Origin of the sequence: Cetobacterium sp. ZOR0034, assembly GCF_000799075.1 — a bacterium.
Lineage (GTDB): Bacteria > Fusobacteriota > Fusobacteriia > Fusobacteriales > Fusobacteriaceae > Cetobacterium_A.
In genome coordinates, this window is the sequence record NZ_JTLI01000023.1 from 32,077 (window position 1) to 52,809 (window position 20,733).

Genomic DNA, 20,733 nt, shown 5'->3' on the forward strand with positions numbered 1-20,733 from the left:
TAATGGAAAAATTATTAAATATAAAAAATTTATCTATAAACTATGAAACAAATGATGAGAAAGTTTTAGCAGTTACAGACTTGGAAATCGAATTAAATGAAGGAGAAACATTAGGATTAGTTGGAGAAACTGGAGCTGGAAAGAGTACAACAGCCTTAGGAATAATGAGACTGGTTCCAAATCCTCCTGGAAAGATTTTGTCGGGTGAGATTTTCTTCCAAGGAAGAAATTTACTTACAGTTTCAGAAGAGGATATGAGAGCTATAAGAGGAAGACAGATAAGTATGATTTTCCAAGATCCGATGACATCTTTAAATCCAGTTTTAACTGTTGGAGATCAGATAGCTGAAGTTATTCAGATACATGAAAAGCTTTCAACAAAAGATGCGATGGAAAAAGCAAGTGAGATGTTGGAATTAGTAGGAATTCCAGGAAATAGATTGAATGATTATCCACACCAATTCTCGGGAGGAATGAAGCAAAGGGTTGTAATTGCTATTGCCTTGGCATGTAATCCAAAACTTTTAATAGCGGATGAACCTACGACAGCTCTAGATGTTACGATTCAGGCACAAGTGCTAGACTTGATGAACGATTTAAAAGAAAAATTAAAAACATCAATGATTTTAATAACGCATGATTTAGGAGTAGTTGCTCAAGTGTGTGATAAAGTAGCGATAATGTATGCAGGAGAGATTGTAGAATCAGGAACTTTATATGAAATTTTTGAAAATCCAAAGCATCCATACACTCATGGATTGTTTGACTCAATACCTAACTTAGATGAAGAGGTAACTAGATTAAGACCAATAAAAGGATTGATGCCTGATCCGACAAATTTACCAACGGGCTGCAGATTCCACCCGAGATGTCCACATGCACAAGATGAGTGCTCAAAAAGAAGTCCAAGAACTTTTGATGATAATGGACATAAAGTTAAATGCTTAGCTTATGAAGGTATAATAAACGTACCTGAGTTACAAGGGGGAAGAAATGGCAGATAAAATACTAGAGGTAAAAAACCTAAAAAAATATTTTAATACACCAAAAGGGTTGCTACATGCAGTTGATGGAGTTACGTTCTCTATTGAAAGGGGAAAAACTTTAGGAGTTGTAGGAGAGTCTGGTTGTGGAAAATCGACAACTGGAAGAGTTGTTTTGAGGCTTCTTGAAGCGACAGATGGAGAGATTCTGTTTGAAGGTAAGAATATAAGAGAGTATGGAAAAGCTGAAATGGTTAAATTGAGAGAAGAGATGCAAATAATATTCCAAGATCCATACGCTTCACTAAATCCGAGAATGACTGTAAGTGAGATTATAGCAGAGCCCTTAATAATACATAAAAAGTGTAAGAATAAAAAAGAGTTAGAAGAGAAAGTATCTAAACTTATGGAAACGGTAGGTTTAAGTGAAAGACTAACAAATACTTATCCTCATGAGCTAGATGGAGGAAGAAGACAGAGAATAGGAATAGCAAGAGCACTTGCATTAAATCCTAAATTTATAGTTTGTGATGAGCCTGTTTCAGCTCTTGATGTATCTATTCAAGCTCAAGTGTTGAACTTAATGAAGGACTTACAAGAGGAGTTTGGACTTACATATATGTTTATAACTCACGATCTATCGGTTGTAAAACATTTCTCGGATGATATAGCAGTAATGTACCTTGGGGAATTAGTAGAAAAAGCTCCTGCGAAGGAGTTATTCAAAAATCCGGTGCATCCATATACTAAGGCTTTATTGTCGGCGATTCCTGTTCCAAGTTTAAAGCACAAAATGAATAGGGAGAGATTGAAAGGAGAAATAACTTCACCAGTAAACCCAGGAGTGGGGTGTAGATTTAGAAAAAGATGTCCTATGGCTGTTCCAGAATGTGGAAACTCAACGCCAATACTGAGAGAGATTTCACCAGGACATTTCTATGCTTGTCATTTGATTGAAAAAAATTAAAAATATAAAAAGGATAACTCTAAATTTAGTTAAATACTATTTTAGAGTTATTTTTATTTTAATGTTATTAAAAGGAGGGAATCATGGAACGATTTGAGAGTAGAAAATACCATTTAACATCTAAATTGGTATTATTAAAAGCTATAAATGATATTTATCCTGAATATGAATTAACTTTTAGAAATTCTTTAAATAATGGAGTATATATAACTATTAATGGAAGAGATTATGTTTCAGAAGAGGAACTTAAAAAAATTGAATCTAGAATGAATGAGATTGTTTTAGAAGGAAAACCGATAAAGAAAATGCATTTTACATCAGAGCGTATAACAAAAAATAATTTAGAAAATGTACGACTAGATTTAAAGGAGTTATTAGAAACAACTGGAATAATTTCGTTTTTTATGTACGAATTAGATGGATATAAAAGTTATTTTATAGAAGAACTTTATGATAATACATATTGTGTAGATTTGTTTGAGCTATATTCATATGATGAAGGGTTTATATTTAAAACTCCGAAAGAGATAAATGGGGTTATACAAATACCACCGATGATTGATGATAGAAAGCTAGCTAAAGTTTACAAAGAGAGTTCTAAATGGAATGATATAATGGAAGTTTCGTGTGTTGGAAGTTTGAATAGAATTAATTTGAGTGGAGATATAGTTGGACTTATAAGAGTTAATGAAACTTTGCACGATACAAAGATAACAAAAATAGCGGAAAAAATATTAGAAGACAGAGATATCAAGATAGTTACGATAGCTGGACCAAGTTCATCTGGGAAAACAACATTTAGTAATAGATTGAAGCTTCATCTAATGGCATCTGAAATAAAACCTTTGATGATTTCTTTAGATGATTATTATAAAAATAGAGATTTGATTCCGTTAGATGAGGATGGAAAAAAAGATTTTGAAACTTTGAAAGCTCTAGATGTTGAACTTTTAAATAGAAATTTGAAAGATTTGATGCTTGGAAGAGAGGTGGAGATACCAAGATATGACTTTAGCTCTGGAAAAAGGAAAGAGAAAGGTGAATTAGCAAGGATTTCAAAAGATAATTTGGTTATTTTAGAAGGTATACACGGCTTAAATGATAGTCTTATTGAAGGAATAGCTCAAAATCATATTTTTAAAATATATATAAGCTGTTTAACACAACTTAATATAGATTCCCACAATCGTATAAAAACAAGTGTTGTTAGAAAAATGCGAAGAATTGTTAGAGATAGTATTTCAAGGAATTTTGATGCAGAAGAAACGTTGGAAATGTGGGATAGAGTTCGTAGAGGAGAGAGTAAGAATATATTTCCATATCAAGAGAATGCAGATGTTATATTTGATACAAGTTTAGCATATGAGATAGGAGTTTTAAAACCAGCGGTGGAGAGAGAGTTAATAAAAATAAAAATATCAAGTCCTCATTATGAAGAAGCTAGAAGACTTCTTCGGATGCTGAGTTATTTTACGACGATATCAGAGAGATATGTTCCGGATGAATCAATACTAAAAGAGTTTATTGGTGGGAGTTATTTTTATAATTATTGATAAAAAAAGGGAGATTTTCTCCCTTTTTTACAGTTTCTATATATTTTGGTAGATAATTTTATCCAAGATAGAAAGAGCTTTATAATGTTCTAAAACATTGTGAACTCGAATAATTTTAGCTCCTTTTGAAATTCCGAGAGTATTGACTGCAATTGTTCCTTCAACTCTTTCATCAGGAGAAAGAGTTAAATCTTTTCCAATGAAGCCTTTTTTAGATACGCCAAGTAAAATAGGGGCAATAAAAGAAAGCTCGTTTAGCCTATTTAAGACACTGATATTCTCTTCATATCCTTTTCCGAAGCCGATTCCTGGATCTATAATAATTTTATTTATATTTAAACCATTTTCTTCTGCAATTTTAAAAGTTTTATTAAAAAATTTCTTCATAGATAATATGATGTCGGTGTCGTAGATTTTAGAGTCTTGATTGTGCATAGCGATTACAACACAATCATATTTAGCTGCAACTTTTGCCATTTCACCGTTATCTCTTTGTAATCCCCAAACGTCATTTATAATGTGAGCTCCAGCTTTTATAGCAGCTTCGGCAACTTCGTATCTGTAAGTATCAATTGAAATTATACAATCAAGTTCTTTTGAGATCTTTTCTATGATAGGAACTACTCGATTAATTTCTGTTTCTAAATCTACTTCGATATGTCCGGGTCTTGTTGATTGTCCACCGATATCTATGATATCAGCACCTTCTGATATCAGTTTTTTAGCATGTTCAAATGCCAAATTGACAGAATCAAATTTACCGCCGTCTGAGAATGAATCTGGAGTAACATTCAAAATTCCCATAATTAATGTTTTGTTTTCTAAAGAAAATATTTTTCCTAATGATGAAAAAATCATAAAACTCCTCCTTATCTAGATTTATCTAGATCTCTTTTAAGTGTTGATATATATTTTTTTTCTAATGGGTGAACTATATTAGGAGCAATTTCAGATAAAGGATCTAAAACAAAAGAACGTTCACACATCCAAGGGTGAGGAATAGCTAAATTTTCATCTTGTATAATCAAATCATTAAACAGAAGAATATCTAAATCGATAATTCTAGGCCCCCACTTAATCTCTCTAACTCTTCCTAACTCTAGTTCTATACTCAATAACTCTTTTAAAAGTTCTTGAGGTGTGAATAGGGTCTCTATTTCTAAGCAAGCATTTAAAAAATTATCTTGAATAACATCACCGAAAGGTTCTGTTTCTAAAAGTGAGCTTATTTTTGTTACAGATGTATACTCCAATTTGTTGATTAGCTCTATAGCATTTTCTAAATTTTCTTTTAAATTACCGATGTTTGTACCTATTGAAAGATAAGCTTTATTTCTAGAACGAGTTATCTCTACTGCAACAAAATCAAAATGTTTTCTAATAGGTGCCCAAGGTTTTTTTACTGTAACTTTAACGGTTTTAATTAAATTGTATTTTATTAAAATCTCTTTTGCAATCGCTTCAGCAAGAGCTTCGATTAAATCAAAGGATTTGGAAAAAAATACTTTTTCAATATCTTCAGATACAAAACCGTAGTGAGTAGAGTGATTTAAATCATCACCTACTCCAGCTTTTCTAGTAGAAGTTTCCATCTCTACAGAGATTGTAAATTTTTGTTGAAGAAATTTTTCTTCTGGGAAAACACCGTGGTTACCAATAAATTCTAAATTTTCAATATATATTTTATCCATATTTTACTCCTGTTATTTTATTAGATTAAGAAATTCATTTTTAAGATTGCTATTTTCATTAAAAATACCTTTAGAAGATGTTGTTATTGCTTTAGACCCTAATGCTTTAACCCCTCTCATAGTCATGCAAGTATGCTCTGCTTCTATAAGAACATAAACGCCTTGGCAATTAATGCCTTTATAGATTGTTTCTGCAATCTCTTCACACAGTCTTTCTTGGAGTTGAGGTCTTTTAGCGTAGGTCTCGATAACTTTTATAATATCTCCGAAGCCTACGATTTCTCCGTTTGGAATATATCCTATAGATATCTTTCCAAAAAAAGGAAGAAAATGATGTTCGCACATAGAGTAAAAAGTAACATCTTTTTCAATTATTAGATCGTTGCTTTTAACAGGGAATTTTCTTTCTAGGAATTTGTATGGGTCTATAGAAAGACCAGAAAAAATTTCTTTATAAAAGAGTTCAATTCTTTCAGGAGTGTTTTGAATAACTTCTTCAGAAATAACTCCACTCCCGTTATCTATATTTAAAATTATATTTTTAATATGATTTTTTAAATTCACTAAATCACCTCATAAACTTTGTATTTGTTTAAATTATAGCATAGAGAGAAGTGTAAAAAAACTTAAAGTTTTGTAAAGAAAAAATGCTTGACAAAAAATATAAGAATGGATATAATATGTTGGTGATATTATGGAATTGAATGAGATGTTAGAAGTCTCTATTCTGCTTGACTATTATAGTAATCTTTTAAGTGATAGACAAAAAGAATATTTGTTAGAGCACTTCGAGGAAGACCTTTCTCTTAGCGAGATTGGAAAGAAGTATAATGTAACTAGACAAGCTGTCTATGATAACATAAGAAGAGGAATAAAAATTTTAAGAGATTATGAAGAGAAGATAGGATTTTATAAGAGAGATTTAGAATTACTATCACAGCTAAAAGAGTTGAAAAAAGATTTTAAACTTGAAAAGCTAGAAGAGATAATCGAAAAAAACTTTTAGTAGGGGTGGCCATGTTAGAAAATTTAGGAAATAGATTCCAAGACATAATGAAAAAAGTAAGAGGTCATGGAAAACTAAGCGAAAGTAATATAAAAGAGGCTTTACGTGAAGTTAGAATGTCTTTACTAGAGGCCGATGTAAACTACAAAGTTGTTAAAGAGTTTGTTGCGAAAATCCAAGAAAAAGCTGTTGGAGCAGAAGTTTTAACAGGGATTAATCCTGGACAACAATTTATAAAAATAGTAAACGATGAGTTAATTGAACTTTTAGGAGGAACTAACTCAAGACTTACAAAAAGTGCTAAGAACCCAACTGTAGTTATGTTAGCCGGTCTTCAAGGAGCGGGAAAAACAACATTTGCAGGAAAGTTAGCAAAATACTTGAAAAAACAAGGTGAAAAACCTTTCTTAATAGGAGCAGATATATATAGGCCTGCAGCTATGAAGCAATTAGAGGTTTTAGCTCAACAAATAGGAGCAGAAGTTTACTTTGAAATTGGAAGTAACGATGCAGTAGGAATTTGTGAAAGAGGTTTACAAAAAGCTAAAGAATCTGGAGCAACGTATTTAATAATAGATACTGCTGGTAGATTACATATAGATGAGAAGCTAATGGAGGAGTTAAAAGAGGTTAAGAAAGTTGTTAGACCTCAAGAGATTCTTTTAGTAGTGGATGCAATGATAGGACAAGATGCTGTAAATCTTGCACAATCATTTAACAATGCACTGAGCATTGATGGAGTGGTACTTACAAAGTTTGATGGAGATACAAGAGGTGGAGCTGCGTTATCAGTAAAATCAGTAGTTGGAAAACCAATTAAATTTGTTGGAACTGGAGAGAAAATAGATGATTTAGAACTTTTCCATCCTGAAAGATTGGCATCAAGAATTTTAGGAATGGGAGATGTTGTTTCTTTAGTTGAAAAGGCTCAAGAAGCAATCGGAGAAGAGGATGCAAAGTCTCTTGAAGAAAAAATCAGAACTCAAAAGTTTGACTTAGATGATTTCTTAAAGCAGTTACAAAATATTAAAAAGTTAGGTTCGCTAGGAAGTATCTTGAAAATGATTCCAGGTATGGGTCAAATTGGAGATTTAGCACCAGCTGAAAAAGAGATGAAAAAGGTCGAAGCCATTATTCAATCGATGACTAAAGAGGAAAGAAAAAAGCCAGAGATATTAAAAGCTAGTCGTAAACAAAGAATAGCTAAGGGTAGTGGAACAGACGTAGCGGATGTAAATAAATTATTGAAGCAATTTGAACAGATGAGAGAGATGATGAAGATGTTCTCAACTGGAAAGTTCCCACAACTTCCTGGAATGGGCGGAAGAAAAGGTGGAATGAAGTTTCCATTTTAAATAGAAATATAGAGATACCAAAAATAAAAAAATAGAAATATAAGAAGGAGAAGTGATTTTAAATGTTAAAATTAAGATTAACTAGAATGGGAAGCAAAAAGAGACCTGTATACAGAATAGCTGCAATGGAAGCTTTATCAAGAAGAGATGGAAAGGCAGTAGCTTACTTAGGAAACTACTATCCATTAGAAGAAGGAAAAGTAACTCTTAAAGAAGAGGAAATCGTTAAGTTCCTTATGAACGGAGCACAACCTACAAGAACAGTTAAGTCTTTATTAGACAAAGCTGGAGTTTGGGCAAAGTTCGAAGCTGCAAAGAAAAACTAATTGCATAAATTTAGGTGCCTGAAAAGGCACCTTTTTTTCTGTTTGTGTTAGACATTGATTATTAAAATATGGTATAATACAAGGTAAATTCAACTATGAAAAGGAGATGGATTAATGGATACACTCTTTAATAGAATTGCAAAGGAAACAGGATTAAATGTTGAGCAGATCACTAATACGGTAAAACTTTTAGATGAGGGAGCAACAGTTCCGTTTATTGCAAGATATAGAAAAGAAGTTACTGGAAATTTAGATGAAACAAATATTTTAAAAATATCTGAGTCGATAACTTATCTTAGAAACTTAGAAATAAGAAAAGAAGAGGTTATCAGATTAATTGAAGAGCAAGGGAAGTTAACTGATGAACTGAAGTTACAGATAAATTCAGCAGAAAAACTTCAAACAGTAGAGGATATTTATTTCCCTTACAAAAAGAAAAGAAAAACAAAAGCAGACGTAGCAAAAGAGCAAGGATTAGAACCTTTATCTGAAAAAATTTATACACTAAATTCGTTGAATGAGCTTGAGCAGGAAAGTCAGGCTTATATAACAGAAGAGGTTGAAAGTATAGAAAAAGCTATTGAGGGAGCAAAATTGATTGTCGCTCAAAATCTATCTGAAACTTTGGAGTATAGAGAGAGATTAAGAGAGGATATGCTAAAAAAAGCTTTGATAGTTGCTAAAAAAACTAAAAAAGCTGAAGAGTTAGATGCAAAACAGATATACAAAGATTACTACGAGTATACAGAACCTGTAAGTAAGGCCTTATCTCATAGAGTTTTAGCTTTAAATAGAGGAGAAAATGAAGGTATATTAGCGGTTTCTTTAAATTTTGAAGAGAAAGATAGAGAGAGCGTTGAAAGATACCTATTAAAAGATTTCAAAAATAAAGAGTTGAATGGTCTTCATAAAGAGATTGTAATAGATGCTTTAGATAGACTAATTTTACCTTCTATTGAAAGAGAAGTTAGAAATATATTAACTGAAAAAGCAGAGGATGAAGCGATATTGGTATTTAAAGAAAATTTAAAAAACCTTTTAATGCAACCACCTCTACATGAAAAGAATATATTGGCCTTAGATCCAGGGTATAGAACAGGATGTAAGGTAGCTATTATAGATAAGGATGGATTCTTTAGAGAGAATACTGTTTTCTATTTAGTTAAAGAGATGCATCATGAGAATCAGCTTAAAGATGCAGAGAAAAAAATGAAAGATTTTATAAAAAAATATAATATCGATATCATTGTTATAGGAAATGGAACAGCTTCAAGAGAAACAGAGAGCTTTGTAGCAGAGGTTTTAAAAACTGTAGACTCTGATGTGAAATACTTAATTGGAAACGAAGCGGGTGCTTCGATATATTCGGCTTCAAAAATTGCAGTTGAAGAGTTTCCTGATTTAGATGTAACGGTTAGAGGAGCAATCTCTATCGGAAGAAGAATTCAAGATCCGTTAGCAGAGTTGGTTAAAATAGATCCAAAATCCATTGGAGTTGGAATGTACCAGCACGATGTTAATCAAAAAAGACTTGATTTATCGTTAGAGGAAGTTATTCAACTTGTTGTAAATAATGTTGGAGTAAATGTAAATACAGCTTCGTGGGCACTTTTATCATATGTATCTGGAGTTAAAAAAAGTGTTGCGAAAAGCATAGTGGATTTCAGAAGAGAAAATGGAAACTTTAAAAATAGAAAACAACTTTTAAAAGTTAAAGGATTAGGAGCGAAAGCTTATGAGCAGATGGCAGGATTCTTAATTATACTTGAAGGTGAAAATCCTTTAGATAACACAATAATACATCCTGAATCATACGGAATAGCTCAGCAAATATTGAAATGTGTAAATTTATCTTTAAATGAATATGAAAGTGATTTAGCAAAAGCTAAGGAGATTTTATTAGGATTTGATTATGCAAAATTTGCACAGGAAAATGGATATGGATATGAAACTGTAAAGGATATCTTTGACGCCTTAGTTAAAGAGAGAAGAGACCCTAGAGATAGTATTCAAAAACCGATATTAAAATCAGACATTTTAAAAATAGACAACCTTCAACCAGGAATGGAATTAGAGGGAACTGTAAGAAACGTTGTTAAATTTGGTGCCTTTATAGATATAGGTTTAAAAAATGACGCTTTACTTCATATTTCTGAAATATCAGACAAGTTTATAGATGATCCTAGCAAAGTTCTTGCTGTTGGACAGATTATAAAAGTTAAGATAAAAGATATTGATAGAGAGAGGGAAAGAGTAGGACTTACTAAAAAGGGGATTTAGAGGATGAGAATAAAAAAAAATTCATTGTTGATAAAAATAATTTTTTACAATGATATAGCAATATTTTTAACCTCAATTTTAATTGCTGTAGTTGTAATATTAACATCCTTTCAAGACATGGAACAAAGGGTAGAGGATACAACTAAAAATAAAATGAATCTTCTTATGGGAAACTATAAATCATATTTTGGTGAGATTCGAAATGATGTCTATAAAGAGATTGCAAAATATAGAATAAATGAAGGCAACCAAAGAGTTGCTGAGATGTTGAAATACAACCTTCTGAAAGAGGATTTTAGAAATTATTATAATTCGGTAATAACTATAATCTCCTCTGAAGGAGAACTTTTGGCAGAGTATGGAAATAAAGGGAACTTAGGGACTCTAACAGAGGATAATATTCATATCTTACTTGAGACATCAACTAAGAAAGAGTTTGAAGAATTAGGATATTATTTAGCAGAAGTTCAAGGGAAAATCTATGGAAGAGTAGTAATCCCGTATGGAACTGAAGATATAACATATTACTTGGTTGTTTCAGTTCCAATTAATAGGGATTTTTTAACTTCGTTAACAGAAGGATTAGAATTAGGATCGAAAGATAAGATTTATTTTGTGACTAATAGTTCTGATAAATCTGAACTTCAAGCAAAATTCTTTTTTTCACACAGAACTTATAGAGAGATTTTGAGAAAAGATTATAAAAATTATTATTTGAATAAAAAGATAAATGGTTTATCATATTATGTAGGAATTTATAATTTAATAGGTTATAATGATAGTTATTTAGGAAGTTTTGTTATATCCCTTTCAAAAGAAAAATTGACTGAGGAAAAACTTATGACAGCTATCTATATAGGAATATTAGTTTTACTAATAATGATAATAAGTTCAACCGTTTCGAGCAAAGTATTTAGAAAATTATTGCTACCCCTTAGTCAAATAGCTGACTTAGCTGATAAGATTTCAAACGGAGAAAAAGTTGAGGACATAAAAGTTGTTGGACAAGGTGAGATAAGAACTTTATCAATATCTTTTAAAGAGATGATCGAAAAGTTGAACGTAGCACAAGAGGATCTAACTCTTCAAAATAAAGAGCTTGTAAGAAATATTGAAAAAATTGAAGCTATAGATAAACTTTTAATGGGAATGAATATAGAGCAAGATACGTTTAAAACTATCAAAAAATTAGTTAATGGATTTACATCGGAAGTAGGGCTTGGATATAGTAGAGCTATGTACTTTAGATATAGTAGAGAAAATGACTATTTAATTGGAGAGGAAATATCTATCAATAGAACCCTAAAAGAGGAAAGTAGAAAAGGATTTAAATTCCAATTGAAAAATTTAAAAGAGTTAATCCTATTTACAAAAGTTCCAATAAATAATGAAAGTTTATTAGCGAAATCTTTTAGAGAACAAAAAATTATATATAAAAATGATGACGGATATAAGTATGATTTAGGTAATGATGTTCTAAAAGCTGTTGGTTTAAAGAATTTCTTTATATTTCCAATTCATGGAGCTGGAAAGTTTTCAGGAGTTATTCTTGTAGATAACTATACAAAAGATGTTCGTATAAACCAAGAAGAGTTAGAATTATTAAATCTACTTTCGATGAACTTCTCAATAGGAATTAATAATAAAGAAATCGTGTTAGATACTTTAGAGAGTCAAAGAGTGATGACAATTGAGAAGCTAGCTACAAGATTTTTGAGATTACGTGGAGAGGTTGTAGACAAACTTTTAAAGTGTGTAGACTCTGAAAATCCAGATGAAAAAATAATAGAAGAATTAACAACAATAAAGCCATATTTAACTAGAATTAAAGAGGATAATGAATCTTTGAAATTCTATTCTGAAGAGAAAGAAGTTATATATGAGCGGGTTTGTTTAGATAAAGTTATAAATGAAGCTATAGCAGATTATAGTAAAAAATTTAAAAGTGAAAATATCTCTGTTTCGTTTTTCAATGCTACGACAGGTAGTGTATTAGGAAGCAGAAAACAACTTGAAAAAGTTATTAAGGAGCTTATAGATAACGCATGTAATGCTCTTTTAAATAAAAAGAACAACAGAAGAATAGATATTATTCTATCGAAAAGAAGAATTAATGAAAAAATAGAGTTGAAAATTATTGATAATGGGGACGGAATGTCATTTAAGCAATTAGAGGATATATATGAACCATTTGTAAGTTATTCGCCTCAAACATTAGGGCTTGGATTATTCTTTGTTCATAAGATAATCAAAGATCATGGTGGAGTAATTAAACACTTCTCAGAAGAGGGGAATAGTACAGAAGTAAAAATAACATTAAATGCATATAAGGAGGAAGTCTAATGGAAGAAAGAGATTACGGTAAAACGTTAAACCTTCCGAAAACAAGTTTCCAAATGAGGGCGAACTTACCAACGAAGGAACCAAACATCTTAAAAAAATGGGATGATCAAAAAATTTATGAAAAGGGATTAGAAAAGGGGAGTAAAACATTTATACTTCACGATGGACCTCCATACGCTAACGGTGGAATTCATATTGGTCATGCTTTAAATAAAATCTTAAAAGATATTATTTTAAAGTATAAAAGATTATCTGGATATTCAGTACCTTATGTACCTGGATGGGATACTCATGGATTACCAATCGAGTTAAAAGTTAGTGAAGAGTTAGGCGCTAAAATGAAAGAGATGTCACCTCTTGAAATTAGAGAGAAGTGTACAGAGTACGCTAAGAAATGGGTAGAAGTTCAAAAAGAAGGATTCCAAAGATTAGGAATTTTAGGGGAATGGGATAATCCATACCTAACTTTAAACCCAGAGTATGAAGCAAAGCAATTAGAAGTATTTGGAGAACTTTATGAAAATGGATATATATTCAAAGGATTAAAGCCAATTTACTGGTCTCCAGTTACAGAAACAGCTTTAGCGGAAGCAGAAATTGAGTATAAAAATCACGTTTCTCCATCGATCTACGTAAAGATGGAAGCTAACGAAGAGATTATGGAAAAGTTAGGAATGACTGAATCACTTTATTTAGTTATCTGGACAACAACTCCATGGACTTTACCAGCGAACACTGGAATAGCATTAAACGGAGAGTTTGAGTACGGAATATACAAAACAGAAAAAGGAAACTTAATCTTAGCAAAAGTTTTAGCTGATAAAGCATTCCTTGATATGGGAGTAAAAGAAGTAGAGCTAGTAAAAGAGTTCGTAGGAGCAGACTTAGAAAACTTAACTTATAAGCACCCATTCTTAGATAGAACTGGAAAAGTTGTTTTAGGAACTCACGTAACTGCAGAAGCAGGTACAGGAGTAGTACATACAGCACCAGGACACGGTCAAGATGACTATGTTGTAGGAGTTAGATACGGATTACCAATTATCTCTCCAATCAATAACAAAGGAGTTTTAACTGAAGAAGCTGGACAATTTGCTGGATTATTCTATAAAAAAGCAAACAAAGTTATAGCTGAACATTTAACAGAAACAGGACATCTGTTAAGTTACAAAGAGTTTGAGCACTCTTATCCACACGATTGGAGATCAAAAACTCCAGTAATATTTAGAGCAACTGAGCAATGGTTCATTAGATGTGAAGGGTCTGATTTAAGAGAAAAGGCTTTAAAAGCATTAGATGATGTTAAGTTTGTTCCTGAATGGGGAAGAAATAGAATTGGTTCAATGTTAGAGACAAGACCTGACTGGTGTATCTCGAGACAAAGAACTTGGGGAGTACCAATTCCTGTATTCTATAATGAAGTAACTGGAAAAGAGATTTTCGAAAGAGAGATTTTAGATAGAGTTATTGGAATAGTAAAAACTGAAGGATCTGCAGCTTGGGTTAAATACTCAGCAGAAGAGTTAATCGGAGAAGAGCTTTTAGTAAAATATAACTTAAAAGGTTTAGAGTTAAGAAAAGAAACAAACATAATGGACGTTTGGTTCGATTCAGGTGTTTCTCATAGATCTGTATTAGAAACTAGAGAGGGACTTCATAGACCAGCTGATCTATACTTAGAGGGATCAGATCAACATAGAGGATGGTTCCAAACATCTCTATTAACATCTGTTGGATCAACAGGAGATGCTCCATTTAAGATGTTATTAACTCACGGATTTGTAAATGATGGTGAAGGGAAAAAGATGTCTAAATCTGTAGGAAACGTTGTTGCACCTCAAGATGTAATCAAAGTTTACGGAGCAGATATATTAAGATTATGGTGTGCTTCAGTAGATTACAGCGAAGATGTAAAAATCTCTGATAACATCTTAAAGCAAATGGCAGAAGCTTACAGAAGAGTAAGAAATACAGCTAGATATATCTTAGGAAACTCAGCAGATTTCAATCCAGCAACAGATGCAGTAGCATATGAGGATTTAATGGAAATCGATAAGTGGGCATTAAATAAGTTAGAGAGATTAAAGAGAACAGTAACAGAGTCATATGAAAAGTATGAGTTCTACAATCTGTTCCAAGAGATTCACTACTTCTCAGGAATCGATATGTCAGCATTCTACCTTGATATAATCAAAGATAGATTATATACAGAGAAAGCGGATTCAAAAGAGAGAAGAGCAGCTCAAACAGTAATGTCAGAAGTTTTAGTAACTTTAACTAAAATGGTTGCACCAATCCTATCATTCACTGCAGAAGAGATCTGGGAAACATTACCAGAGTCATTAAAAGATTCTGAGTCAGTACTATTAACTGACTGGTATGCAAACAACGATCAATACTTAAATGATGAGTTAGATACGAAGTGGGAAGAGATTGCTAAACTTAGAAAAGATGTAAACAAAACTTTAGAGTTAGCAAGACAAGGTGAAAATAAAATAATAGGAAACTCTTTAGATGCAAAAGTTATATTAAATACAGCAGATGCAGATTTAGAGAAGTTCTTACAAGAGAATAAAGAGATTTTAGAAGAGGTATTCATAGTTTCTCAATTAGTAATTGCTAATGAAAAAGATGATTCATTCGTAAAAGGTGAGGAGCAAGAAGCTTTATTTGTAAAAGTAGAGCATGCAGATGGAGAAAAATGTGAAAGATGTTGGAAGTACTCAACAGAGTTAGGAACTAACCCTGAGCACGAAACAATCTGTCCAAGATGTACATCGGCACTAGTTGATTAATTATTCAAAGAGGTGAGCTGTGTTATATATAGGGATAATATTTGTATTAGTTTTTCTAGATCAAATCTCAAAATATGAAATAGACACTTGGTTAATAGAAGGAGAAACGTTCCCCGTAATTGGGAACTTTTTCCATCTAACATATGTAAAAAATAGAGGGATAGCTTTTGGAATGTTTCAAGGGAAATTAGATATAATCTCTATACTTACAGTTGTTGTGATATTTGGACTAGGGTTTTATTTTTACAAAAATAGAGAGAAGTTTTCGGTTGTTGAAAAGTTAGGGTACTCGTTTATTTTAGGTGGAGCAATTGGTAATATAATCGATAGAATATGTAGAGGTTTTGTTATTGATATGATCGACTTTAGAGGAATATGGGTATTTGTATTCAATTTAGCGGATGTTTGGATAAATATAGGAGTTATTCTAATAATAATAGATAGCTTATTAGAAAGTAAAAGCAAAAAGAGAAATTAGGAGGAAGTGAAATGACATTTCAAGAGATGATATTTGCTCTTCAACAGTATTGGAGTTCAAAAGGGTGTATCATTGGAAATCCATACGATATAGAAACAGGAGCTGGAACATTTAACCCAAATACATTTTTAATGTCTTTAGGACCAGAGCCTTGGAATATAGCATATGTTGAGCCATCAAGAAGACCAAAGGATGGAAGATATGGAGAGAACCCAAACAGGGTTTATCAACATCATCAATTCCAAGTTATAATGAAACCATCACCAGATAATATTCAAGAGTTATACTTAGAATCGTTAAAAGTTTTAGGGATTGATCCTTTAAAGCATGATATACGTTTTGTAGAAGACGATTGGGAATCACCAACTTTAGGAGCTTGGGGATTAGGATGGGAAGTATGGTTAGATGGAATGGAAGTAACTCAATTCACATATTTCCAACAAGTTGGAGGATTAGAGTTAGATGTTGTTCCGGTTGAGATAACATATGGACTAGAAAGATTAGCACTATACATTCAAAATAAAGAGAATGTTTATGATTTAGAGTGGGCTCCAGGAATCAAATATGGAGATATGAGATACCAATATGAGTATGAAAACTCTAAATATTCATTTGAAGTAGCAGATTTAGAAAATCATTTTAAATGGTTTGATGACTATGAGAAGGAAGCTGATAGAGCACTAAATGAAAACTTAGTAATGCCGGCATATGACTATGTTTTAAAATGTTCTCACACATTCAACGTTCTTGACTCAAGAGGAGCAATCTCTACAACTGAGAGAATGGCTTATATTTTAAGAGTTAGAAACCTAGCTAAAAGATGTGCAGAGGTATTTGTACAAAATAGAAAAGAACTAGGATATCCTTTACTAAAAAAGAAGTAAAAGGAAAAAAGAGGAGGAATAGAAAGTGAGATTACTTTTTGAAATAGGGATGGAAGAACTACCTGCAAGATTCCTTGTTCAAACTCTAAAAGAGATGAAAGAGAATTTAGAAGGTAAATTAAATGATAAAAGAGTAAAGTTTGAAGAGATAAAAACTTTTGGAACACCAAGAAGACTTGTTGTTTTAGTTGAAGGTTTAGCTGAAACTCAAGAGGATTTAGATATTTTAAATATGGGTCCTGCAAAGCAAGTTGCATTTGGTGAAAATGGAGAGATTTCAAGAGCTGGATTAGGATTTGCTAAATCTCAAGGAGTAGAAGCAACTGATTTAGAGATTATTGAAACTCCAAAAGGTGAATACATAGCTGTAAGAAAATTCTTAAAAGGAGAATCTACAAAGGCTCTTCTTTCAGAACTTTTAAAAGAGTTAGTATTAGAGATTAATTTCCCAAAATCGATGAAATGGGGAGAGAAAAAATTAAAGTTTGCTAGACCAATTCAATGGTTCTTAGCTTTAGTAAATGAAGAGATAGTAAACTTTGAAATAGAGGGAATTAAAAGTGGAAATTCTTCAAGAGGACATAGATTCTTTGGAACTAATTTCGAAATTTCAACTATAGATGAGTATTTCGAAAAAATTAAAGAAAACAACGTTATTATAGATGTTGAAGAGAGAAAAGAGTTAATAAAAAAACTTATAAAAGAGAATTGTGAAGAAACTGGAGAGCAAGTTCTAATAGATGAAGAACTATTAAAAGAGGTTGCAAACTTAGTTGAATATCCATTCCCTATAGTTGGAACATTTAACTCAGACTTCTTAGAAGTTCCTCAAGATGTACTAATAATATCTATGCAAGTTCATCAAAGATACTTCCCAATCTTGGATTTAGAAGGGAAATTATTACCAAAGTTCGTTGTTGTTAGAAATGGTATTGAGGATTCTGAGCATGTAAGAAAAGGAAATGAGAAGGTTTTATCAGCAAGACTTGCTGATGCGAGATTCTTCTATCACGAAGATTTAAAGAAACCTTTAATTGAAAATGTAGAAAAATTAAAGCAAGTTGTATTCCAAAAAGATTTAGGAACAATTTACAACAAAATTGAGAGATCGAATAAAATTGCGGATTATTTAATAGAAGCTATCGGAATGGAAACAAGAAGAGAAACTATTGAAAGAACAATTCTTTTAGCTAAAGCAGATTTAGTATCTAATATGATTGGAGAAAAAGAGTTTACAAAACTACAAGGATTTATGGGAGCGGATTATGCACTTAAATCTGGAGAGTCTGAATTAGTAGCTAAAGGAATCGAAGAACACTACTACCCAAGATATCAAGGTGATTTATTACCAAAAGGTGTTGAAGGAATAGTGGCTGGAATATCTGATAGAGTAGATACTCTTTGTGGATGTTTCGGAGTTGGAATTATCCCAAGTGGTTCTAAAGATCCATTTGCTTTAAGAAGAGCAGCATTAGGAATTGTAAATATAATTTTAGATTCTAATTTAAATATCTCTTTAAAGGCTTTAGTTGAAAGAGCGGTAGATACTTTAGAAGCTGCATCAGTTTTAAAAAGAGATAAAGCTGAAGTTATAAATGAAATTATGGAATTCTTCAAGCAAAGAGCACTTAATGTGTTTACTGAGATGGGATATTCAAAAGATATCGTATCAGCAGTTGTAGATAAGAGTTTTGATAATTTAGTAGATACTCTATTAAGAATAAAAGCTGTAGATGAATTCACAAAAATGGATAGTTTCAATAACTTAGTTTCATTAATGAAAAGAGTTGGAAATATCTCTAAAGGATTTGAAGGAGTAATCGTTAATTCTGATCTTTTAGTTGAAGATATAGAGAAAGAGTTGTTCCAAAAATCACAAGAAGTTGCAAGAGATGCAGAAGAGATGCTAGTGGCTAAAAACTATATAGGATACTTAAATGTAATTCTGTCAACGGAAGATATCATCAATAGATACTTCGAATCTATAATGGTTATGGATAAAGATGAAGCTGTAAAAAATAATAGACTTTCTCAACTTAATTATATTGCAACAATATTCAACAAGATGGTAAACTTAACATTAATTGAAGAAAAAAAATAAAAAAGTATTGACTAAAAGATACAAATACGATATAATTTAGCAGTAAAAAACAAAAACAAAAAAATCATCAAGAGAGACTGAGGGACTGGCCCTATGACGTTTCAGCAACCTACCTTAGAGGTGTGGTGCTAATTCCAGAAAGATGACCTATAAAGAGCATTTAGCCTTTTATCTTTCTGGAGAGATAAAAGGCTTTTTTTATCTCTTTTGATTAATCTTAGGAGGAACAAATGAAAAATTTAACTTACTTTACTTCAGAGTGTGTATCACCAGGACATCCAGACAAAATAGCAGACCAAATATCGGATGCGGTATTAGATGCATGTATAAAAAATGATCCAGCAGCAAGAGTTGCTTGTGAAGTATTCTGTACAACTGGTCAAGTAATCGTAGGTGGAGAGATCACAACTACAACATATATCGATATTCAAGATATCGTAAGAAATAAAATAGATGAAATTGGTTACAAGCAAGGTATGGGATTTGACTCTGACTGTGGAGTTTTAAATGCAATTCACTCGCAATCTCCTGATATCGCTATGGGAGTAGATGTTGGAGGAGCAGGAGATCAAGGTATAATGTTCGGAGGAGCAGTAAAAGAAACTCCAGAATTAATGCCATTAGCTTTAGTTTTAGCAAGAGAGATTATCGTAAAATTAACAAGATTAACAAGATCAAAGGATTTAGCTTGGGCTAGACCAGATGCAAAATCACAAGTAACTTTAGCTTATGATGAAAATGGTGCTGTTGTAGGAGTAGACACTGTAGTAGTTTCAGTTCAGCATAATCCAGAAGTAACTCAAGAGCAAATTCATCACGATGTAAAAGAGTTAGTAATAAAGCCAGTATTAGAGGCGTACAACTTAAATGCTGAAGAAGTTAAGCATTACCATATCAATCCAACAGGAAGATTTGTAATAGGAGGACCACACGGAGATACTGGATTAACAGGAAGAAAAATAATCGTAGATACTTACGGAGGATTCTTTAGACATGGTGGAGGAGCGTTTTCTGGAAAAGATCCTTCAAAAGTGGATAGATCAGCAGCCTATGCAGCTAGATGGGTTGCAAAAAATATCGTAGCGGCAGATTTAGCTGACAAATGTGAAGTTCAACTTTCTTATGCAATTGGAGTAGTAGAACCTACATCTGTAAAAGTTGAAACTTTTGGAACTGGAAAAGTTGAAGAGATAAAATTAGCTGAAGCGGTTCAAAATGTATTTGATTTAACACCAAGAGGAATTGAAAGAGATTTAGAGTTAAGAAGCGGAAACTTTAACTACCAAGATTTAGCAGCTTTCGGACATATCGGAAGAACTGATTTAGATTTACCTTGGGAAAGAGTAAATAAAGTTGAAGAGTTAAAAAAAGCCTTAACTAAATAATAGTATACAAAAAAAGGGAAGAATGTGCTTCCCTTTTTTCTTTTTTAATGTTAAGCTATATGAAAAAGAATAGGAGAGGATACTTATGAGATATTTATTTTTAAACTACCCTAAATGCTCAACTTGCGTTAAAGCTAGAAAATGGTTAGAGGAAAATGGAGTAGATTTTGAGGCTAGACATATTGTAGAAAATAACCCAACAAAAGATGAATTGAAAAAATGGTTAGAGTTAAGTGGATTACCTGTAAAAAAATTCTTCAATACAAGTGGTATTCTTTATAGAGAGATGAATTTGAAAGAGAAAGTTGCTGAAAATAATGAAGATGAACTTTTAGAGATACTTTCAACAAACGGAATGTTAGTAAAAAGACCTCTAGTTATTGGAAACGATAAGGTTTTAATAGGATTTAAAGAGAAAGAGTGGGAAGTTTTAAAAAAATAAAAAAAGTTGTTGACATTTTTTAAAAAAGATGGTACTATTATTATGTAGCAACGACGCGAGAGCGGAAGTTGCCCCGTTCGTTCAGTGGTTAGGACAATAGATTTTCACTCTATAAACAGGGGTTCGATTCCCCTACGGGGTACC

The 20,733-nt window shown here is 32.0% G+C and carries 17 protein-coding genes, 1 tRNA gene and 1 riboswitch; of the genes, 15 read left to right on the forward strand and 3 right to left on the reverse strand.

Annotated elements, in window-relative coordinates; translation table 11 throughout:
- Window positions 1-2: 2 nt before the first annotated feature.
- The 3 genes from L992_RS06110 to L992_RS06120 all read left to right on the forward strand — a co-directional run bounded on the left by L992_RS06110 (window position 3) and on the right by L992_RS06120 (window position 3,503).
- Window positions 3-1,004 (forward strand): ABC transporter ATP-binding protein, encoded by a 1,002-nt coding sequence (locus L992_RS06110; protein WP_047382417.1) that lies wholly within the window; start codon window positions 3-5, stop codon window positions 1,002-1,004.
- Window positions 994-1,950: an ABC transporter ATP-binding protein gene (locus tag L992_RS06115; protein WP_047395066.1), complete on the forward strand. Its 957-nt coding sequence runs from the start codon at window positions 994-996 to the stop codon at window positions 1,948-1,950. Before L992_RS06110 ends, L992_RS06115 begins: the two co-directional genes overlap by 11 nt.
- 83 nt (window positions 1,951-2,033) lie before the next feature.
- Window positions 2,034-3,503 carry a uridine kinase gene (locus tag L992_RS06120; RefSeq protein WP_047382414.1) on the forward strand — a complete coding sequence of 490 codons (1,470 nt, stop codon included), beginning with the start codon at window positions 2,034-2,036 and terminating at the stop codon, window positions 3,501-3,503.
- Window positions 3,504-3,539: 36 nt separating this feature from the next.
- Here L992_RS06120 and folP read toward each other — a convergent pair whose 3' ends face one another.
- Genes folP through folE form a run of 3 tightly spaced genes read right to left on the reverse strand, consistent with a single transcriptional unit; the run spans window position 3,540 to window position 5,740 of the window.
- The gene (gene folP / locus L992_RS06125; RefSeq protein ID WP_047382412.1) at window positions 3,540-4,361 is read right to left on the reverse strand and encodes a dihydropteroate synthase; all 822 of its coding nucleotides are present in this window, start codon (window positions 4,359-4,361) and stop codon (window positions 3,540-3,542) included.
- 11 nt (window positions 4,362-4,372) lie between these two features.
- Window positions 4,373-5,194: a 2-amino-4-hydroxy-6-hydroxymethyldihydropteridine diphosphokinase gene (gene folK, locus L992_RS06130; protein WP_047382411.1), complete on the reverse strand. Its 822-nt coding sequence runs from the start codon at window positions 5,192-5,194 to the stop codon at window positions 4,373-4,375.
- A 12-nt stretch (window positions 5,195-5,206) separates the two neighbouring features.
- Complete coding sequence (folE, locus tag L992_RS06135; protein ID WP_369797070.1) at window positions 5,207-5,740, reverse strand: GTP cyclohydrolase I; 534 nt, start codon at window positions 5,738-5,740, stop codon at window positions 5,207-5,209.
- A 148-nt stretch (window positions 5,741-5,888) separates the two neighbouring features.
- Here folE and ylxM point away from each other — a divergent pair, with 148 nt between their 5' ends.
- The 12 genes from ylxM (at window position 5,889) to L992_RS06195 (ending at window position 20,731) form a co-directional block, all read left to right on the forward strand.
- Entirely contained in the window at window positions 5,889-6,200 is a 312-nt protein-coding gene (gene ylxM / locus L992_RS06140) for a YlxM family DNA-binding protein (protein ID WP_047382407.1), read from the forward strand.
- Window positions 6,201-6,211: 11 nt separating this feature from the next.
- Entirely contained in the window at window positions 6,212-7,555 is a 1,344-nt protein-coding gene (gene ffh / locus L992_RS06145) for a signal recognition particle protein (RefSeq protein WP_047382405.1), read from the forward strand.
- 62 nt (window positions 7,556-7,617) lie between these two features.
- Window positions 7,618-7,881, forward strand: a complete 264-nt coding sequence (gene rpsP / locus L992_RS06150) for a 30S ribosomal protein S16 (RefSeq protein WP_023051405.1) — start codon at window positions 7,618-7,620, stop codon at window positions 7,879-7,881.
- Window positions 7,882-7,995: 114 nt separating this feature from the next.
- On the forward strand, window positions 7,996-10,161 hold the full coding sequence (locus L992_RS06155) for a Tex family protein (protein ID WP_047382403.1): 2,166 nt from the start codon (window positions 7,996-7,998) through the stop codon (window positions 10,159-10,161).
- 3 nt (window positions 10,162-10,164) lie between these two features.
- A complete protein-coding gene (locus tag L992_RS06160) occupies window positions 10,165-12,504 on the forward strand; it encodes an ATP-binding protein (RefSeq protein ID WP_047382401.1) in 2,340 nt (779 codons plus the stop codon).
- Entirely contained in the window at window positions 12,504-15,299 is a 2,796-nt protein-coding gene (gene ileS / locus L992_RS06165; RefSeq protein ID WP_047382400.1) for an isoleucine--tRNA ligase, read from the forward strand. The genes L992_RS06160 and ileS overlap by 1 nt, the downstream gene beginning before the upstream one ends.
- A 19-nt stretch (window positions 15,300-15,318) precedes the next feature.
- Window positions 15,319-15,777 (forward strand): signal peptidase II, encoded by a 459-nt coding sequence (gene lspA, locus L992_RS06170; protein WP_047382398.1) that lies wholly within the window; start codon window positions 15,319-15,321, stop codon window positions 15,775-15,777.
- A gap of 11 nt (window positions 15,778-15,788) precedes the next feature.
- The gene (gene glyQ / locus L992_RS06175) at window positions 15,789-16,661 is read left to right on the forward strand and encodes a glycine--tRNA ligase subunit alpha (protein ID WP_047382395.1); all 873 of its coding nucleotides are present in this window, start codon (window positions 15,789-15,791) and stop codon (window positions 16,659-16,661) included.
- A 25-nt stretch (window positions 16,662-16,686) separates the two neighbouring features.
- Window positions 16,687-18,762: a glycine--tRNA ligase subunit beta gene (gene glyS / locus L992_RS06180; protein ID WP_047382393.1), complete on the forward strand. Its 2,076-nt coding sequence runs from the start codon at window positions 16,687-16,689 to the stop codon at window positions 18,760-18,762.
- 61 nt (window positions 18,763-18,823) lie between these two features.
- A riboswitch (SAM riboswitch) is annotated at window positions 18,824-18,911 on the forward strand.
- 81 nt (window positions 18,912-18,992) lie between these two features.
- Window positions 18,993-20,147: a methionine adenosyltransferase gene (metK, locus tag L992_RS06185; RefSeq protein WP_047382392.1), complete on the forward strand. Its 1,155-nt coding sequence runs from the start codon at window positions 18,993-18,995 to the stop codon at window positions 20,145-20,147.
- An 85-nt stretch (window positions 20,148-20,232) separates the two neighbouring features.
- A complete protein-coding gene (locus L992_RS06190) occupies window positions 20,233-20,589 on the forward strand; it encodes an arsenate reductase family protein (RefSeq protein WP_047382390.1) in 357 nt (118 codons plus the stop codon).
- Window positions 20,590-20,659: 70 nt separating this feature from the next.
- Window positions 20,660-20,731 (forward strand) — tRNA-Glu (locus L992_RS06195).
- Window positions 20,732-20,733 lie beyond the last annotated feature (2 nt).

Bases quoted from the DNA above. Each gene is read 5' to 3' on its own strand.
- L992_RS06155 (WP_047382403.1), top strand. From the start codon at position 7,996: ATGGATACACTCTTTAATAGAATTGCAAAGGAAACAGGATTAAATGTT.
- ffh (WP_047382405.1), top strand. From the start codon at position 6,212: ATGTTAGAAAATTTAGGAAATAGATTCCAAGACATAATGAAAAAAGTA.
- L992_RS06160 (WP_047382401.1), top strand. From the start codon at position 10,165: ATGAGAATAAAAAAAAATTCATTGTTGATAAAAATAATTTTTTACAAT.
- ylxM (WP_047382407.1), top strand. From the start codon at position 5,889: ATGGAATTGAATGAGATGTTAGAAGTCTCTATTCTGCTTGACTATTAT.
- glyQ (WP_047382395.1), top strand. From the start codon at position 15,789: ATGACATTTCAAGAGATGATATTTGCTCTTCAACAGTATTGGAGTTCA.
- L992_RS06115 (WP_047395066.1), top strand. From the start codon at position 994: ATGGCAGATAAAATACTAGAGGTAAAAAACCTAAAAAAATATTTTAAT.
- folP (WP_047382412.1), bottom strand. From the start codon at position 4,361: ATGATTTTTTCATCATTAGGAAAAATATTTTCTTTAGAAAACAAAACA.
- ileS (WP_047382400.1), top strand. From the start codon at position 12,504: ATGGAAGAAAGAGATTACGGTAAAACGTTAAACCTTCCGAAAACAAGT.
- rpsP (WP_023051405.1), top strand. From the start codon at position 7,618: ATGTTAAAATTAAGATTAACTAGAATGGGAAGCAAAAAGAGACCTGTA.
- L992_RS06190 (WP_047382390.1), top strand. From the start codon at position 20,233: ATGAGATATTTATTTTTAAACTACCCTAAATGCTCAACTTGCGTTAAA.
- folK (WP_047382411.1), bottom strand. From the start codon at position 5,194: ATGGATAAAATATATATTGAAAATTTAGAATTTATTGGTAACCACGGT.
- metK (WP_047382392.1), top strand. From the start codon at position 18,993: ATGAAAAATTTAACTTACTTTACTTCAGAGTGTGTATCACCAGGACAT.
- L992_RS06120 (WP_047382414.1), top strand. From the start codon at position 2,034: ATGGAACGATTTGAGAGTAGAAAATACCATTTAACATCTAAATTGGTA.
- L992_RS06110 (WP_047382417.1), top strand. From the start codon at position 3: ATGGAAAAATTATTAAATATAAAAAATTTATCTATAAACTATGAAACA.